Below are 16,534 nucleotides of genomic sequence, written 5' to 3' on the forward strand. Positions count from 1 at the left end.
CCCCCCCCCCCCCCCCCCCCCCCCCCCCCCCCCCCCCCCCCCCCCCCCCCCCCCCCCCCCCCCCCCCCCCCCCCCCCCCCCCCCCCCCCCCGCCGCGTCACGGCCACGTCGACACCGCCCGGGTGCGCCACCCGCACCCCGCCCGCCCCCGGGGATATCGTCTGGGAGTGGACCGGAAGACGCATAAGCCAGTGCAGTTGAACCCAGAGGCCACCGAGACCCCCGAGCCCGTCACCTGCGCTCGCTGTGGCACCGAGGCCCCCGGCGGCACGCCGCCCCCCACCTGGATCTGCTCCGTCGAGAACGGCAGCCGCCACTACTTCTGCGACGACTGCGCCCGAGCCAACCTCAGAGCGATCGAGGGACGACTCGACTCGTCCTGGTGGTGACGGGCAGATCGACGGGGGGGGGGCCCCTCCCCCCCGCCCCCTCCCCTTCCCCCCACCCCCCTTTGTCGCTCAGGCAGGGGTGTCCTGGCTGCGGTCGTGGGCCGCGATGCCGGGCACCCATGCCTCCATCTCCTCGCGCAGGCGCACCGTGGCGCCCAGCTGGCAGAGCACACCGATCGTGCTCATCGTCACCCGGTGGATCAGCAGGTAGGCCGGCGGCAGGTTGAGCTGCCGGGCCAGCTGGTAGGCGGGGGAGCGGGGGTCGGCGATCCGGGTCGCCTGGGTCCGCATCCACTCCCTCGTGAAGGTGAACTCCGCCACCTGCGCCGGCTCGATGATCGGCAGCAGATAGTCCAGCACCGCCTCCGGGTCCAGCTCGATCCCCGCCTTGACGAAGCCCTCCTCCCGCAGCAGCTCGTGGACCGCTTCCGCCCGGCCGTCCAGGGTCAGCCGCAGCGCCGTGCCTATCTCCACCGGCAGCCCCTGCGGCAGCCGGTCCACCGTGCCGAAGTCCAGCACCCCCAGCCGCCACTTCTCCGGCGGGCCGTCCGGGGCGTCCCCGGTCAGCAGCCGGAAGTTGCCCGGGTGCGGGTCGGCGTGCAGCAGGCCCGTACGGGCCGCGCCGGAGAAGAGGAAGCGGGCCAGCAACTGCCCCGCCCGGTCCCGCTGCTCCCGGGTGCCGCTCGCGATCACCTCGGACAGCGGCACCCCCTCCAGCCACTCCGTCACCAGCACCTGATCGCTCCGGTGCACCACGTCCGGCACCGTCACATCGGCGTCCCCGGCGAACTCCCGCGCGTGCGCGCTCTGCGCCCGCGCCTCCAGCTCGTAGTCCAGCTCCTCCGACACCCGGTCACGCAGCTCCGTTATGAGCGGCTTGATGTCCATCCCGGGCACCAGCGGCCCCAGCAGCTTCGCGAACCGGCCGAGTTGCGTCAGATCGGAGAGCAGCGCCTCACCCGCCCCCGGATACTGCACCTTGACCGCGACCTCACGACCGTCGTGCCACACGGCCCGGTGCACCTGGCCGATGGACGCCGCGGCCGCCGGCCGGTCCTCGAACTCCTCGAACAGCTCCCGCCAGTCCGGCCCCAGCCGCTGGGCCAGCGCCGCGTGCACCGACGCCGTCGGCATCGGCGGCGCCGCCTCCTGGAGCTTCGTCAGCGCCGCCCGGTAGGGGCCGGCGACCTGTTCGGGCAGGGCCGACTCGAAGACGGACAGCGCCTGTCCGAGCTTCATGGCCCCTCCCTTGAGCTGGCCGAGGGTCGCGAACAGCTGCTCGGCGGTGCGCTGCTGGAGCTCCGCGGCGATGATCTCCGCCGGCCGCCCGCCGATGCGCTTCCCCAGCCCGAGCGCCGTGCGCCCCGCGAACCCCAAGGGCAGCGCGGCCAACTTGGCGGTACGGGTGACCGCCTTGCGGGGTAGATCAGACATGCGCCCCTCCAACTAGCTGAACAGCCACGCCTCGGACGGCGGTTACCCGGGTCATTGTCCCGCGCGGCACCCTTCGGACCCGGCGCACCCCGGTCACCCGGAGCCCGCCGCGCCGCAAGGGCACCGCGGATGCGGCTCCACGGGCCGGGGGGACCAGCCGGGCCCCGGCAGGGCCAGCTCCAGCCGTTCCCCCGCGCCCGCCGTGGACCCACCGTCGAGAAAGGCCAGCGCCCTCGCCACGGTCAGCCCCGCCACGACCGTGGCCAGTGCCATGTCGCACGACGGTACTCCCGGGCCGCGGCCCGACCGCCACTGGGCGAGCATCCGCGCCCACGCCGGGTCCCGGTCGGACCGGTCCAGCTCGACGCAGCCCGCGCACGCCGACTCGCCCGGCAGCACCAGCGGCCCCACGATCCCGGTCGCCTCCAGCACCCCCGCGTACAGGTGCGGGGTCCCGCGCGTGACGAGCTCCCGCCCCGCCTCCGCGTCCGGGGCGTAGGCCGCGAGGCCGTCGCGGGGCGCGAACACCACCAGGGCCGGCGACGCGTCGTCCTCACCCGTGCGGCCACCGCCCGGTCTCGCCCTCGGCCGGGGCAGCGGCGCGGCCTGCCGCACCACCTGCCGGACCGCCGCGTCCCGCCGCTCGCCCGTGCGTTCCACCCCCACCCCGCCGGGTGACACGTCCCAGGGCTCGACGCGGCCGCCGTCCAGGACGTCGACCCTGCCGATGCCCGAGGCCGCCAGCAGCGCCGCGATCGCGGCCCCCACCCGCCCGGCGCCCCGCACCTGCACCCGTGTCGCCTGCCGCGCCGCCATCAGCCGCATCGCCGCCCCCGGCTCCGGGTGGAGCACCGACAGCGAGGCCAGGTCCGGGCGCAGCCGTTCCAGCGAGCCGCCGCGGGCCCGCAGCGCGGCCGCCTTCCGGCCGCCCGCGCGGGGATCGTCGAGCAGCCCGGCCGCCGCCAGGCGCGCCACCAGCGCGTCCGCCCGCCCGTCGGGCAGATCGAACCCCCTGGCCTCCTCGCGGAGCAGCGGCATGCCGCGCGTCCCGTCGAGCAGGCCCAGGAAGCTGCCGGTCGCCGTGTCCACCGGGCCCAGGACGACCGCGTGCGCGGGGGCGGCCCCGCACTGCACCGTCTCGCGGTCGCGCCAGGCCCGGCGCAGCGCGGGCTTGATCATCGGATGCGCGGAGTCGGCCGCCCGCGCCGCCACCACGGGGTCGGGGCCGTCCTCCCGGTCGGGCACGGGTGCGGGCATGGGCCCGGGCACGGTTCCGGGCATGGGCCCGGGCACGGTTCCGGGCATGGGCCCGGGCACGGTTCCGGGCATGGGCCCGGGCACGGTTCCGGGTACGGGCAGTGGTGTCGTCGGCATGGTGTCCCCCCTCGCTCGGCCTTCAGCATGCCCGTCCCGCGCCGGCCTCGCTCGATGTTGTCCACAGGGCCGGGGTGATTGTCGTACTGATATGTGCCAGGCCGGGCATTCCCCCGACAGGCGCCCCGACAGGCGAGCCGAGGGGCGGGACTTCCCCCGCCGCCAGCGGGTAACGTCGGGGCGTGTCCGTCGACCCTCCGCACAGCGCCGCCCGCCCCTCGCGCAGCGCCCCGAGCCCGCTCACCGGCGGCCGGGGGGCCGGGCACGAGACCTGGACGGGGTCCGAGGTCGAGGTCCGGCGCAGCTCGCGCCGCCGCAGGACGGTCTCCGCCTACCGCGAGGGCGGCCGGACCGTCGTCCTCATCCCGGCCCGGATGTCCGAGGCCGAGGAGAAGCGCTGGGTCGGGCTGATGCTCGACAAGCTCGCGGCGCAGGAGAGCCGGCGGATGCTCGGCGACGGCGAGCTGGCCGAGCGGGCCCGCCGCCTCTCCGCGCAGTATCTCCACGGCCGGGCGCGCCCCGCCTCGGTCCGCTGGGTCACCAACCAGAACACCCGCTGGGGCTCGTGCACCCCCGCCGAGGGCAGCATCCGGCTCTCCCACCGGCTCCAGGGCATGCCCGAGTACGTCGTCGACTACGTCCTCCTGCACGAGCTGGCGCACCTGCTCGTCCCCGGGCACGGGCCGGAGTTCTGGCGGCTGCTGGAGGCGTATCCGCGCACCGAGCGCGCCCGCGGCTACCTGGAGGGCGTGGTGTCCGCCGACCGGCTGCCGCACCTCCCGGCCGCCCGGAGCGAGTGAGCCCGCCTCCCCGGCGGCACGACCCGCCCGTCCCAGCCGTTAGCCTGGCGCAACGCATTCACCGCAGGTTCGGATGGGGGACGGTCGTCACGCATGTCCAGGGAATTCCAGCGCGGCCACAAGGCCAAGATCAGTGACCTGACGGCCGGGACCGATCTGTACGTCGGCGTGCAGATCGGCGGCCCCGGCCTGACCTTCGACATCAGCTGCTTCGGGCTGGACGCCCAGGAGCGGCTGTCGGACGACCGCTACTTCGTGTTCTTCAACCAGCCGCGGTCGCCGGAGGGCGCCATCCAGCAGCTGGGTGCCCAGGCCGGGGACACGGACTCCTTCCGGGTCACCCTCGACCAGGTCCCGGCGCACATCCAGAAGCTCAGCTTCACCGCGACCCTCGACGGTCCCGGCCAGATGGCGCAGGCCGGCCCGGGCTACCTCCGCGTCGTCGCGGGCGGCGTCGAGGTGGCCCGCTACTCCTTCACGGGCGCGGAGTTCAGCACCGAGCGCGCGGTGATGCTCGGCGACCTCTACCTCAAGGACGTCTGGCGGTTCGCCGCCGTCGGCCAGGGCTTCGACGGCGGTCTCGAAGCGCTGCTGAAGAACTTCGGCGGCGAGGTCGTGGAGGAGGAGGCCCCCGCCCAGGCCCCCGTCCCGGCCCAGGCCCCGGCTCCGGCCCAGGGCGCGGCCCCCGGTTTCGCGCCCCCGCAGCAGGCGAGCGCGCCCCCGGCCTACGCTCCCCCCGCCGCCCCCCAGCCCGTCCAGGCACCCCCGGCCCCGCCCGGCCAGGGCTTCCCGCCCCCGCCCGGCAGCACCCCGCCGCCCGTGGCGCCCCCGGCTCCCCAGATGCACGCGGCCGCCACCATGGCGGCGCCCATCGCGCCCCCCGGCTACTTCACCGGCGGTCAGCCCGGTGGCCAGGCCGGCGGGCACGGCCAGACCCCGCCCGGCGGTGTGGTCCCGCCCCCGCCGCCCCCGCCCGGCGTCCCCGGGCAGCACGGCGCGTACGCCCAGCCCGCCGCGCCCACCCAGGCCTTCCCGGCGCTCCAGCAGCCCTACGGCCAGCCGGGCGTCCCCGCGCAGCCGGGCATGCCCGGACAGCCCGGCATGCCCGCCCAGCCCTACGGCGCCCAGCAGCCCCACCCGGGCCAGCAGCCCCACCAGGCCCAGGCGGCCCCCTACGGCGCGCCCGCGCCCGGCCAGGCCCCGTACGGCGCCGCCCCGGTCGCTCCCGGCGTCCAGGCCGGCTTCGAGCGCTACCGCGAGGCCCCCAACGGGCAGCGCTGGACCCTGCAGAACCCCAAGCTCGTCCGCGTCGACCTCGGCGCCGACCCGCAGCCGGTGCTCGCCCGCCAGGGCAGCATGGTCCTCTACCAGGGCAAGGTCGACTTCGCCTACAAGGGCGCCGGCTTCATGGGCCGCATCGTCGGCAACGCCACCGGCCAGGAGATGCAGCTGATGCGCTGCACCGGCCGCGGGCAGGTCTTCCTCGCCGAGGACTCCTCGCACCTCCACCCCATCCAGCTGGAGAACGAGGCCCTCTGCGTCTCGGCGGACGCCGTCCTCGCCTTCGACGAGTCGCTCCACCACGAGGTCCGCCGCATCGAGGGCCACGGCATCCCCGGCGGCGCGCTGTTCACCATGCAGTTCCACGGCACCGGCACCGTCGTCGTCAAGACGCACGGCACCCCCGTGGTCCTGCCGGTCACCCCGACCACCTTCGCCGACAGCAACGCCATCGTCGCCTGGTCCGCCGGAGCCCAGGTGATCGTCTCCAGCCAGGTGCGGATCCGCCGCACCGCCTACCCGGGCCACAGCGGAGAGACCGTGAACCTCCAGTTCCGCGGCGCGCCCGGCAACTTCATCGTCGTCCAGCCCTACGAGGTCTGAGGGAGCCCGTCATGGACCAGTCGCTGATCACGGGCCACGCCCCGACCCCGCCCGCCGCCCGCATGGAGAACCACGGCAGCAGCATGCTGAAGGTGGCCATGCAGACCGGCCACGACCTGTTCGCGCGCACCGGCTCGATGGTCGCCTACGAGGGCTACGTCCAGTACGAGCCCAACCCGCCCGCCATCCGCCAGATGGCCTCCCAGTGGCTCACCGGCGAGGGCGCCCCGCTGATGAAGTGCAGCGGCGACGGGCTGCTCTACCTCGCCGACTACGGCGCCGACGTCGTCTGCCTCAACCTCAACAACGAGTCCGTCTCCGTCAACGGCACCAACCTGCTGGCCTTCGACGCCCACCTCCAGTGGGGCGTCGAGCGGGTCAAGGGCATGGCCAAGTTCGCCGGCCAGGGCCTGTTCAACGTCGTCGTCAGCGGCACCGGCTGGGTCGCCCTGACCTCGCGCGGCACCCCCATCGTCGTGGACTGCGGCGGCGGCGAGGACGAGACCTATGTGGACCCCGACGCCCTCGTCGCCTGGTCCACCCATCTGCGGATGAAGGGGAAGCGCAGCTTCAAGGCTTCCTCGATGATCGGCCGCGGCAGCGGCGAGGCCTACCAACTGGGCTTCTCCGGCCAGGGATTCGTGGTCGTACAGCCCAGCGAGGACAGCACCGACCGGCTCCGGGCCCGGGGCTGAGGGGACGAGGAAGATCATGCAGAGCCCGCTTTTCGGCCACACCGAGGCCCAGACGCAGGACCGCTACGCCCTGCAGAACCCGCAGATGCTGCGCGTCTCCCTCACCGGCCACGACGACGTCCTCGCCCGCAAGGGCTCGATGGTCGCCTACCAGGGCCTCATCGAGTTCGACGGCGAGTACCGCACGCCCGGCCAGCAGCGCGCCCAGACCCACACCGGCGAGGGCCTGGACCTGATGCGCTGCTCCGGGCAGGGCACCGTCTACCTCGCCAACCTCGCCCAGCACGTCCACGTCGTCGACGTCGACCACGAGGGCCTGACCGTGGACAGCTCCTACGTCCTGGCGCTGGACTCCACCCTGCACTGGGACGCCGTCGCGGTGGACAGCCAGTTCGGGATCTCCGGCACCGGCGCCTACCAGCTCACCATCAGCGGGCGGGGCAAGGTCGCCCTGATGACCTCCGGGCAGCCCCTGCTGCTGGAGGTCACGCCCGAGAAGTACGCGTTCGCCGACGCCGACGCGGTCGTCGCCTGGACGTCGTCCCTGCGCGTCCAGATGCAGGCCCAGACGTCCTCCTCGGGCGTGTGGCGCCGTCGCGGCGGCACGGGCGAGGGCTGGGAGCTCGGCTTCCTCGGCCGCGGCTACGCGCTCGTGCAGCCCAGCGAGATGCTGCCGCCCCAGGGCGCCCAGATCGGCCAGGGCGCCATGGCGCAGTACGGCTTCGGCCAGCACGGCGCCCACGGCCAGAACCAGGGCAACATCTGGTCCAACTGACAGCGGTGACCGACAACGGTAAGGGGCGGCCGCCATGGCGACCGCCCCTTACCGATGACTCACAGCGCGGTCACAGCCGCGCCAGCGTCCGCCGCGTCAGCTGCACCACCGAGTCGTCGGCCACCCCGGCCACCTCGTCGTACGGGAACCAGCGCAGGTCCAGCGACTCGTCGCTGATGGCCGCCACCGCGCCCGGCGGCACCAGGGCCGCGTACTGCACGTCCAGGTGCCAGTTGCAGGGCGCCGGGATCGGGTGCCGGTCCAGCCGCACCGGGCCGCCCGGCAGCAGGGTGAGCCCCGCGATGCCGGACTCCTCGGTGGCCTCCCGCAGCGCGGCCGCCTCCAGCGTGGCGTCACCGGGCTCGCAGTGGCCGCCCATCTGGAGCCACATCCGCAGCTTGCGGTGGAGCGTGAGCAGCACCTGCCCGCGCTCCGGGTCGATCACCAGGGCGCTCGCGGTCACATGCCCCGCCTGGCAGGGCTTCCCCATGCCGTCCGGGTGGGCGGCCAGGTGGTCCAGGTAGACGTCGCGCAGCTCGGGCTGGTCCTCGTACCCCTTCAGGACGAGGGTCGCGTTCTCGTGGAGGCTCACTTCCCGTCGTCGCCCTTGCCGTCGCCCTGGTCGCCGCTCTTCTCCCGGCCCTCGCCGGGCTCGCCGGAGCCGGCCGAGCCCTTGGCGGCCTCGCCGAGCATCTTGTCGAGCTCGGAGAAGTCCAGCTGCTCACGGTGGACGAAGCCGTCCGGGTCGTCCAGGTCGGCGGCCGTCGGCAGCATGTCCGGGTGCTCCCAGAGGGCGTCCCGGCCGTCCATGCCCCGCGCGTCCGTGAGCGAGGCCCACAGCCGGGAGGCGTCGCGCAGCCGGCGCGGCCGCAGCTCCAGGCCGATCAGCGTGGCGAACGTCTGCTCGGCGGGGCCGCCCGAGGCGCGGCGCCGGCGCAGCGTCTCGCGCAGGGCGCCGGCCGACGGCAGGTGCGGCGCGGCGGCCGCGTGCACGACGGCGTCCACCCAGCCCTCGACCAGCGCGAGCGCGGTCTCCAGGCGGGCCAGCGCGGCCTTCTGCTCCGGGGTGTCCTCCGGCTGGAACATGCCCTGCTGGAGGGCGTCCTGCAGCTGCTCGGGGTGCGTGGGGTCGAGCTGGCCGACCACGTCCTCCAGCTTGGCCGTGTCGACCTTGATGCCGCGCGCGTAGCCCTCGACCGCGCCGAACAGGTGCGAGCGCAGCCACGGCACGTGGGCGAAGAGCCGCTGGTGGGCGGCCTCGCGCAGGGCCAGGTACAGCCGCACCTCGTCCTGCGGGACGCCCAGGCCGGAGCCCAGGGCCTCGATGTTCACGGGCAGCAGCGCGGCCTTGCCGGCCGGGCCCAGCGGCAGGCCGATGTCGGTGGAGCCGACGACCTCGCCCGCCAGCACGCCCACGGCCTGGCCGATCTGGGTGCCGAACATGGCGCCGCCCATGCTGCGCATCATGCCGAGCAGCGGGCCCGCCATGGCCTGCATCTCCTCGGGCAGCACCCCGCCCATGGCGGCGCCGACGCGCTCCGCGACCGGGTCGACGAGGTCCTTCCACACCGGCAGGGTCGCCTCGACCCACTCCGCGCGGCTCCAGGCGACGGCCGTGCCGGAGCCCGAGGGCAGCGACGTGACGCCGTCCAGCCACAGGTCGGCCAGGCGTACGGCCTCCTGGACCGCGGACCGCTCGCCGTCGGTGACGCTGGCGTCCTTGGTGCCGTCGGCGGTGCCCTGCGCGACGGTCTGGCGGGCGATCTGCTGGGCCATCTCCCAGTTCACCGGGCCGCCCTCGTAGGAGAGCATCTGGCCCAGCTGCTGGAAGGCGGCTCCGAGGTCCGCCGGGTTCATCGAGCCGAACATCGCGGCGAACGGGTTGTCCCCGCCGCCGGCCGGCCCGCCGAACCCGAACGGATTCGCGGGCCCCTGGCCGCCCTGGCCGCCGCCCTTCTTCTTGCCGTCGTCGCCGTTCTCCGGCTCCTCCGGCGGAAGACCGAATCCGAATGGGGTGTCACTCACGGGTTTCCTCGGCTCGTAGGGCCGCCGGCTTCGGCCGGCGGCGAATGCCCGACAACACCACCAAGCGTAGACACCTCGCCGCTATCCGGGCTTGGTGCTCCACGCGCCCGGGGCCTGCGGCAGGATGGACGTCACCTGGTACGTACGTGTCATGACAACGGTGATGGCACATACGTACTGAAGACAACCGCTGGAGACGCCCGGTGAGTTCCCCAGACCGAGAAGTTCGCGCAGCGCGAAACGGTTCCGCGCGCGAGACGACGACCCCGCACGGCCCGGCCGCGCGCGGCCGGCGGCCCGTCGTGGCCGTCACCGGTGCCGCGCGCGGCGTCGGCGCGCTCCTCACACGGCGGCTGGCCGCCTCCGAGGAGATCAAGCACGTCGTGGCCATCGACGAGCGCCGCGGCGACGTGACCGAGGCGCAGTGGCACGTGCTGGACGTCCGCGACCCGGCGATCGCCGAGAAGCTGCGCGGCGCGGACGTGGTGGTCCACCTCGCGCTCGACCTCGACCTGGAGTCCGACGACGCGGCCCGTACGGCGTACAACGTGCGGGGCACCCAGACCGTGCTGACCGCCGCCGCCGCGGCCGGTGTGCACCGCGTGGTGCTGTGCACCTCCGCCATGGTCTACGGGGCGCGTCCCGACAACGACGTGCCGCTCGCCGAGGACGCCGAGCTGCGGGCGACCGCCGAGGCGACGGGCGTGGGGGACCTGCTGGAGATAGAGCGGCTGGCCAGGCGCGCGCCCCGGGCGCACCCCGGCCTGAACGTCACCGTGCTGCGGCCCGCCGTCCTGGTCGGCGGCACCGACACCGCGCTCACCCGCTACTTCGAGTCGCCCCGCCTCCTGGTGGTCGCCGGATCCCGGCCCACCTGGCAGTTCTGCCATGTGGAGGACCTGGTGAGCGCGCTGGAGTTCGCCGCCCTGGAGAAGGCGGAGGGGGAGCTCGCCGTCGGCTGCGACGGGTGGCTGGAGCAGGAGGAGATCGAGGAGCTCAGCGGCATCCGGCGGATGGAGCTGCCCTCGGCCGTGGCCCTGGGGGCGGCCTCGCGGCTGCACCGCCTGGGGCTCACCCCGTCCCCGGCGGGCGACCTGGAGTACACGATGCACCCCTGGGTCGTCAGCGGGCACCGGCTGCACGACGCGGGCTGGCGGCCGCGCTGGACCAACGAGGAGGTCCTCGCCGAGCTGCTGGAGGAGGTCGCCGGCCGCCACACGGTCGCCGGGCGCCGCCTGGGCCGCAAGGACGCCACCGCGGCCGGGGCCGCCGGCGCGACCGTGGCCCTGCTGGGCACCGCCGCGCTGGTCCGCCGGGCCCGCAAGGCCCGCCGGCGCCTGTAGGGCTGCCGGCGGGCGCCCGCGGGGCCGTGCCGGCGCCTGGAGGACCGTACAGGGCCCGTCGCGCGGTTCCGGCCGAACCGCGGGTCGGTGCCGCCCTGGGCGTACGGCACGATGGGCGTATGAGCAGCTACGACCACCCCGGCGAGCGCGCCGCCCAGGATCCGGTCCGCCTCCTGGCGGTCCGGGACACCCCGCTGTCCGTGGACGAGGTCTTCGCGGCCGTCGGTGACGACGCCGCGGGCGGCACGGCCCTGTTCGTCGGCACGGTGCGCGACCACGACGGCGGCGCGGACGTCACCGGGCTCGGCTACTCCGCCCACCCCAGCGCCGAGGCGGAGCTGCGCCGGGTCGCGGAGAAGGTCGCGGTGGACTTCCCGGTCCGGGCCCTGGCCGCTGTGCACCGGGTGGGGGAGCTGGCCGTGGGGGACCTCGCGGTCGTCGTGGCCGTCTCCTGTCCCCACCGGGCGGAGGCGTTCGAGGCCTGCCGCCGGCTGATCGACGACCTCAAGAGCGAGGTCCCGATATGGAAGCACCAGAGCTTCGCGGACGGCACCGAGGAATGGGTGGGCGTCTAGGGCACCTCTGGTTCGCGCGGGTGCTGTCACCCATTGGTCCGAAACCGCCCTCCTTCGGGCCGCTTCCGGTTGCGTAACCGTCCCCCTGACGTAAGCGTTGAGACCGAAGACGACTAATCTGCTCATCAGTTGTTCTCATCGGTTGTTCGCATCAGTCAGTGCGCTTGCGTGAGGGGTCGGAGGCCGGCATGGCGGCGCTCGCTTGGTTGCTGATTCCGGTTGCCGCGGCGGTCGTCGCCGCGCTGTGGGGCGCCTGGGCCGCCCGTAACCGGAAGGCCGCCGATGTCGCGGAACTGGCGGGGTACGCGAAGTTCCGCGAGGCGATGGAACGCACCGAGTCCGGCTCCGGCTCGGCACGCTAGCGGAGCGTCCCGTAGCTGCCCCGGACGGACCGCCCCGGGAGTGGACTGCCGGACCCGTCCCGTACTGTCGTTCCATGCCCCGCCGCACCGCGACGATGCTCGCCTCCCTCCTGATGCTGATCGCGCTGCTCTGCGCCGGCGTGCTGATCCCCGTGCCCTACTCCGAGATGTCGCCGGGGCCGACGGTCAACACGCTCGGTGAGCACGGCGGCGAGCCGGTGCTCCAGATCTCGGGCCGCAAGACCTACCCGACCTCCGGGCACCTCAACATGACGACGGTCCGGGTGACCGGTTCGCAGTACCGGATGAATCTGGTCGAGGCGGTCTACGGCTGGCTCGCGCACGACAACCTGGTGGTGCCGCACAGCACGCTCTACCCGGACGACAAGTCCCCGGACGAGCTGAACCAGGAGACGGCGGAGGAGTTCACCCAGTCCCAGGAGAGCGCCAAGGTCGCCGCCCTGAAGCAGCTGGACATCCCGGTCGGCACCCGCGTGGTCGTGTCGTCCGTGGTCAAGGGCAGCCCCGCCGAGGGCGTCCTCCACGCCGGCGACGTGATCAAGGCCGTGGACGGCACCGCGGTCGAGGAGCACGGCGACGTGGCCAAGCTGGTCACCAAGCACAAGCCCGGCGAGAAGGTCACCTTCCTGATCGTCCCCGCCAAGGAGGCGGCCGCCGCGGAGAAGGAGAAGCGGCAGCCCAGGACCGAGGAGAAGGTCACCCTCGTCACGGGCAAGGCCCCCGAGGACGGCCGGGCGATCGTCGGCATCCAGGCGGGCCGGGACCACACCTTCCCGTTCACGATCAACATCAAGCTCGCGGACGTCGGCGGGCCGAGCGCGGGCCTGATGTTCGCCCTCGGGATAGTCGACAAGCTGACCCCCGAGGACCTCACCGGCGGGAAGTTCGTCGCCGGCACCGGGACGATCGACGACGACGGCAAGGTGGGGCCGATCGGCGGCGTGCAGATGAAGACGGTCGGGGCGCGCTCCAAGGGCGCCCGCTACTTCCTGACCCCCAAGGACAACTGCGCGGCCGCGGCGAAGGACGCACCCTCCGGCCTGACCCTGGTGAAGGTCGACACGATCAAGGACGCCCTGACGTCCCTGGAGAAGATCCGCAAGGGGGACACGGCCGGCGTGCCGCTGTGCTCGGCACGCTGAGCCGCGTCCCCCGGGCGATCAGTCCTCGAACGTCGCGGCCAGCGCCTCGGCCAGGCCCGGCACCAGGTCGGCGCCGGTGAGGACCTCGGTCGGCGAGTCCTTCTCGCGCAGCCGCACCGCCGACTCGCGGGCGCCGTCGCGCAGCACGGCCACGGTCATGCGGACCTCCTGGCGGTCCGGGTGCTTGGCCACCCAGCCGGCGAGCTGCTTGTCGGACATGCCGTGGGGCACGGAGGCCTCGGCGGACGGCGGGAGCATCAGGCGCTCCACGGTCAGGGCGCACCCCACCACGGCCTCCGGCCAGGCGATGGTGCCGAGGAACTTGTCGAGGGCGGTGCCGGGCGGCAGCTCCTCCTGTTCGATCGGGGTGTAGGACGGCGCGGCCGCCCCCTGGGTGTCGTCGTCGAGCCCGAGCTGGGCCGCCAGGCCGGGCTCCTGGGTACGCAGCCGGGCCGTGTCGACCAGGGCGAAGAGACGGGCGGGCTGGTCCCAGCCGAGCCCGGAGGCGTACTCGTCGATCTCGAGGACGGCGCGGGTCAGCGGGCTGGCCGCCATGGGTGCGGAGGGCTCGTGCGAGCCGGGAAGGTTCGAACCGGTATTGCTGGACATGGTCAATATCGTGCCCTGAGACAGCCCGAAATCGGGAACCGAGTAAAGCCTCGGTAAGTTGCCTCAGTGGACCCCGCACCACCGGGGGCCGCGCGGGGCACGGCCGGCACGCCGGACGGGACCCGTCGCACCACCCGCAGTACGACCGACAGCTCCACCCACAGCTCCACCGACAGCGAAACATCGAGGTGCGCACCTTGGCTTTCCAGATGCCGGACCGCGGCGGAGGCCCGCACGGGCCACGGATCAGAGTCGGCCGGCCGTCCCGGCGCGTCCGGACCCTGCTGATGACCCTCGGCGTGCTGGCGGTGCTCGCCATGCTCTTCGTGATGTTCGCCGGGTTCTGGACGGACTGGCTCTGGTACCGCTCGGTCGACTACTCGTCGGTCTTCACCACCACCCTCGGCACCAAGATCGGCCTGTTCGCCGTCTTCGGCCTGCTGATGGCCGTGGCGGTGGGGCTCAACATCTGGCTCGCGCACCGGCTGCGGCCGCCGCTGAGCGCGATGTCGATGGAGCAGCAGAGCCTCGACCGCTACCGGATGAGCGTCGCCCCCTACAAGAAGTGGGTGCTGCTGGCGATCGCCGCGCTCGTCGGGCTGGTCGCCGGCGCCTCGGCCGCCGGGCAGTGGCGCACGTGGCTCCAGTGGGTCAACGCCGTCCCGTTCGGGCGGCGCGACCCGCAGTTCCACAAGGACATCTCGTTCTACACCTTCGACCTGCCCTGGTACCGCTTCCTGCTGAGCTTCGGCTTCGCGGCGGCCATCCTGTCGCTGATCGCCGCCGCCCTGGTGCACTACCTCTACGGCGGGCTGCGGCTCACGAGCCCGGGCGGGCGGGCCACCAAGGCCGCCACCGGCCACCTGTCGGTCCTGCTGGGCGTGTTCGTCCTGCTGAAGGCCGTCGCCTACTGGCTGGACCGGTACGGCCTGGCGGTGAAGTCCAGCGGGCTGAAGTCGGCCGACGGCTGGACGGGCCTGCGCTACGTCGACGCCAACGCCTACCTGCCGGCCAAGACGATCCTCTTCATCATCGCGCTGATCTGCGCGGTGCTGTTCTTCGCCACCCTCTGGCGGCGCACCTGGCAGCTGCCGGTGATCGGCTTCGGTCTGATGGTGCTCTCCGCGGTGCTGATCGGCGGGCTCTACCCGGCGATCGTGCAGAAGTTCCAGGTGCAGCCGAACGAGCAGGCCAAGGAGGCGCCGTACATCAAGAAGAACATCGCGGCGACGCGCGAGGCCTACGGCATCGACGACTCCAAGGTGAAGGACTACGCGGGCACGAGCGACATCAAGGGCAAGGACAAGGAGAAGCTGCGCGGCGACGCCGCGGCCACCGCCAGCCTCCGTCTGCTCGACCCCAACGTCGTCTCCCCGGCCTTCCAGCAGGAGCAGCAGGTCCGCGGGTACTACCAGTTCCCGTCCACCCTTGATGTCGACCGCTACAAGGTGGACGGCAAGGAGCAGGACACGGTCATCGGTCTGCGCGAGCTGAACCTCAAGGGGATTCCCGAGCGCAACTGGATCAACGACCACTTCAAGTACACCCACGGCTACGGCGCCATCACGGCGAAGGGCACCTCGACCGACAAGGCCGGCGCCCCGGACTTCACCGAGAAGAAGCTGCCCACCGAGGGCATGCTCGGGCGGTACGAGCAGCGCGTCTACTACGGCGAGAAGACCACCCAGTACTCGATCGTGGGCGGTCCGCAGAAGGAGCTCGACCACCCCAGCGACCAGGGCGAGACGAGCTACAGCTATCAGGGGAAGAGCGGCGTCAGCCTCTCCGGCCCGGTGAACCGGGCGGCGTACGCGGTGGCGTTCGGCGAGCCGCAGATCCTCTACTCCGGCGCCATCGGCAAGGGCTCGCGGATCCTCTACAACCGCACGCCCAAGGAGCGCGTCGAGTCGGTCGCCCCGTGGCTGACCATCGACGGCGACGCCTACCCCGCCGTGGTCGACGGGCGCATCCAGTGGATCGTGGACGCCTACACCACCAGCAACGGCTACCCGTACGCCTCGCGCACCACCCTCGGCGACACCACCACCGACTCGCTGACCACCGGCCAGCGCGCGGTCGTCGCCCAGCAGAACCAGGTCAACTACATCCGCAACTCGGTCAAGGCGACGGTCGACGCCTACGACGGCACGGTCAAGCTGTACCAGTGGGACGACAAGGACCCGGTGCTCAAGACCTGGATGAAGGCCTTCCCGGGCACGGTGAAGGCGAAGAGCGCCATCAGCCCCGCGCTGATGGACCACCTGCGCTACCCGCAGGACCTGTTCAAGGTCCAGCGCGAGCTGCTCACCCGCTACCACGTCACCGACCCGGGGACGTTCTACACCGGCAGTGAGCGCTGGCAGGTCCCGGACGACCCGACCAACGAGGAGGGCAACGCGGTCCCGCCGTACTACCTGAGCATGCGGATGCCGGACCAGCAGAAGCAGACCTTCTCGCTGACGACGACGTTCACGCCCAGGAACCGGCCCAACCTCGGTGCCTTCATGGCGGTCGACGCCGACGCGAAGAGCTCGGGCTACGGCAGCATCCGCATTCTCAAACTGCCGTCGGAGACGACGGTCTGGGGACCGGAGCAGGCGCAGAGCAAGTTCAACGGCGACACCCGGGTCGCCGACCAGATCAATATCTGGAAGCGCGGCGATTCCAAGGTCGAGTACGGCAATCTGCTGACCGTCCCGCTGGACGGCGGCCTGCTCTACGTCGAGCCCGTCTATATGCGCGGCACCGGCTCGAATTACCCGCTGCTGAAGAAGGTCCTGGTCAACTACGGCGAGAAGATCGCGTTCAAGGACACCCTGGACGAGGCGCTGGACGAGATCTTCGGCGAGAAGGGCCCGGACACCGGCGCCCAGCCGCCGCCGGCGACCGGGCAGCCGACCAAGCCGCCGGCCCAGGACGCGACGGTCAAGCAGGCGGTCAAGGACGCGCTGGACGCGTACGAGGCCAGCCAGAAGGCGCTCGACACCAAGGACTGGGCGGCATACGGCAAGGCCCAGAAGGAGCTCAAGGACGCGCTCGACCGGGTGGCCAAGGCGGAGGCCAAGACCTCCGGCGGCGACTCCGGGGGCGGCTCCGGCGGTTAGCC

General features: G+C 73.1%; 15 protein-coding genes. 10 read left to right on the forward strand and 5 right to left on the reverse strand.

The window, feature by feature from the left end:
* Positions 1 to 191 precede the first annotated feature (191 nt).
* Complete coding sequence (locus AC07BS_RS15500; protein ID WP_478642737.1) at positions 192 to 389, forward strand: hypothetical protein; 198 nt, start codon at positions 192 to 194, stop codon at positions 387 to 389.
* 69 nt (positions 390 to 458) lie between these two features.
* On the opposite strand, the gene AC07BS_RS15505 is transcribed toward AC07BS_RS15500, so the two are convergent.
* Positions 459 to 1,823 (reverse strand): ABC1 kinase family protein, encoded by a 1,365-nt coding sequence (locus tag AC07BS_RS15505; RefSeq protein ID WP_478932546.1) that lies wholly within the window; start codon positions 1,821 to 1,823, stop codon positions 459 to 461.
* Positions 1,824 to 1,916: 93 nt separating this feature from the next.
* Entirely contained in the window at positions 1,917 to 3,002 is a 1,086-nt protein-coding gene (locus AC07BS_RS15510; RefSeq protein ID WP_478643220.1) for a ThiF family adenylyltransferase, read from the reverse strand.
* A 377-nt stretch (positions 3,003 to 3,379) separates the two neighbouring features.
* Here AC07BS_RS15510 and AC07BS_RS15515 point away from each other — a divergent pair, with 377 nt between their 5' ends.
* The 4 genes from AC07BS_RS15515 to AC07BS_RS15530 all read left to right on the forward strand — a co-directional run bounded on the left by AC07BS_RS15515 (position 3,380) and on the right by AC07BS_RS15530 (position 7,351).
* Entirely contained in the window at positions 3,380 to 3,997 is a 618-nt protein-coding gene (locus AC07BS_RS15515) for a M48 metallopeptidase family protein (protein ID WP_478642733.1), read from the forward strand.
* A 93-nt stretch (positions 3,998 to 4,090) separates the two neighbouring features.
* Positions 4,091 to 5,881, forward strand: a complete 1,791-nt coding sequence (locus tag AC07BS_RS15520) for a TerD family protein (protein WP_478642730.1) — start codon at positions 4,091 to 4,093, stop codon at positions 5,879 to 5,881.
* Between the two features lie 11 nt (positions 5,882 to 5,892).
* Positions 5,893 to 6,576 carry an AIM24 family protein gene (locus AC07BS_RS15525; protein WP_478642728.1) on the forward strand — a complete coding sequence of 228 codons (684 nt, stop codon included), beginning with the start codon at positions 5,893 to 5,895 and terminating at the stop codon, positions 6,574 to 6,576.
* Positions 6,577 to 6,592: 16 nt separating this feature from the next.
* Positions 6,593 to 7,351, forward strand: coding sequence for an AIM24 family protein (locus AC07BS_RS15530; RefSeq protein WP_478642726.1), 759 nt, complete (start codon positions 6,593 to 6,595; stop codon positions 7,349 to 7,351).
* A 70-nt stretch (positions 7,352 to 7,421) separates the two neighbouring features.
* Here the strand turns inward: AC07BS_RS15530 and AC07BS_RS15535 are convergent, their stop codons facing one another.
* Entirely contained in the window at positions 7,422 to 7,943 is a 522-nt protein-coding gene (locus AC07BS_RS15535; RefSeq protein WP_478642724.1) for an NUDIX hydrolase, read from the reverse strand.
* Positions 7,940 to 9,376: a zinc-dependent metalloprotease gene (locus AC07BS_RS15540; RefSeq protein WP_478642722.1), complete on the reverse strand. Its 1,437-nt coding sequence runs from the start codon at positions 9,374 to 9,376 to the stop codon at positions 7,940 to 7,942. The genes AC07BS_RS15535 and AC07BS_RS15540 overlap by 4 nt, the downstream gene beginning before the upstream one ends.
* Before the next feature lie 203 nt (positions 9,377 to 9,579).
* Between AC07BS_RS15540 and AC07BS_RS15545 the strand changes: the two genes are divergently transcribed.
* The 4 genes from AC07BS_RS15545 (at position 9,580) to AC07BS_RS15560 (ending at position 12,819) form a co-directional block, all read left to right on the forward strand.
* Positions 9,580 to 10,719 (forward strand): SDR family oxidoreductase, encoded by a 1,140-nt coding sequence (locus AC07BS_RS15545; RefSeq protein ID WP_478642720.1) that lies wholly within the window; start codon positions 9,580 to 9,582, stop codon positions 10,717 to 10,719.
* 119 nt (positions 10,720 to 10,838) lie between these two features.
* Complete coding sequence (locus AC07BS_RS15550; protein ID WP_478932550.1) at positions 10,839 to 11,294, forward strand: molybdenum cofactor biosynthesis protein MoaE; 456 nt, start codon at positions 10,839 to 10,841, stop codon at positions 11,292 to 11,294.
* A 158-nt stretch (positions 11,295 to 11,452) separates the two neighbouring features.
* Positions 11,453 to 11,656 (forward strand): hypothetical protein, encoded by a 204-nt coding sequence (locus AC07BS_RS15555; RefSeq protein ID WP_478932755.1) that lies wholly within the window; start codon positions 11,453 to 11,455, stop codon positions 11,654 to 11,656.
* 74 nt (positions 11,657 to 11,730) lie between these two features.
* Entirely contained in the window at positions 11,731 to 12,819 is a 1,089-nt protein-coding gene (locus tag AC07BS_RS15560) for a YlbL family protein (RefSeq protein ID WP_478932552.1), read from the forward strand.
* Positions 12,820 to 12,837: 18 nt separating this feature from the next.
* Here the strand turns inward: AC07BS_RS15560 and AC07BS_RS15565 are convergent, their stop codons facing one another.
* The gene (locus AC07BS_RS15565) at positions 12,838 to 13,428 is read right to left on the reverse strand and encodes a PPA1309 family protein (RefSeq protein WP_478642713.1); all 591 of its coding nucleotides are present in this window, start codon (positions 13,426 to 13,428) and stop codon (positions 12,838 to 12,840) included.
* A 209-nt stretch (positions 13,429 to 13,637) separates the two neighbouring features.
* Between AC07BS_RS15565 and AC07BS_RS15570 the strand changes: the two genes are divergently transcribed.
* Positions 13,638 to 16,532: a UPF0182 family membrane protein gene (locus AC07BS_RS15570; protein WP_478932743.1), complete on the forward strand. Its 2,895-nt coding sequence runs from the start codon at positions 13,638 to 13,640 to the stop codon at positions 16,530 to 16,532.
* Positions 16,533 to 16,534: the final 2 nt, after the last annotated feature.

This window comes from Streptomyces sp. NPDC044063 (assembly GCF_056434285.1).

Coding starts and splice junctions, on each gene's coding strand:
- AC07BS_RS15505 (WP_478932546.1), bottom strand. CDS start 1,823: ATGTCTGATCTACCCCGCAAGGCGGTCACCCGTACCGCCAAGTTGGCC.
- AC07BS_RS15510 (WP_478643220.1), bottom strand. CDS start 3,002: ATGATCAAGCCCGCGCTGCGCCGGGCCTGGCGCGACCGCGAGACGGTG.
- AC07BS_RS15520 (WP_478642730.1), top strand. CDS start 4,091: ATGTCCAGGGAATTCCAGCGCGGCCACAAGGCCAAGATCAGTGACCTG.
- AC07BS_RS15525 (WP_478642728.1), top strand. CDS start 5,893: ATGGACCAGTCGCTGATCACGGGCCACGCCCCGACCCCGCCCGCCGCC.
- AC07BS_RS15530 (WP_478642726.1), top strand. CDS start 6,593: ATGCAGAGCCCGCTTTTCGGCCACACCGAGGCCCAGACGCAGGACCGC.
- AC07BS_RS15550 (WP_478932550.1), top strand. CDS start 10,839: ATGAGCAGCTACGACCACCCCGGCGAGCGCGCCGCCCAGGATCCGGTC.
- AC07BS_RS15560 (WP_478932552.1), top strand. CDS start 11,731: ATGCCCCGCCGCACCGCGACGATGCTCGCCTCCCTCCTGATGCTGATC.
- AC07BS_RS15565 (WP_478642713.1), bottom strand. CDS start 13,428: ATGTCCAGCAATACCGGTTCGAACCTTCCCGGCTCGCACGAGCCCTCC.
- AC07BS_RS15570 (WP_478932743.1), top strand. CDS start 13,638: ATGCCGGACCGCGGCGGAGGCCCGCACGGGCCACGGATCAGAGTCGGC.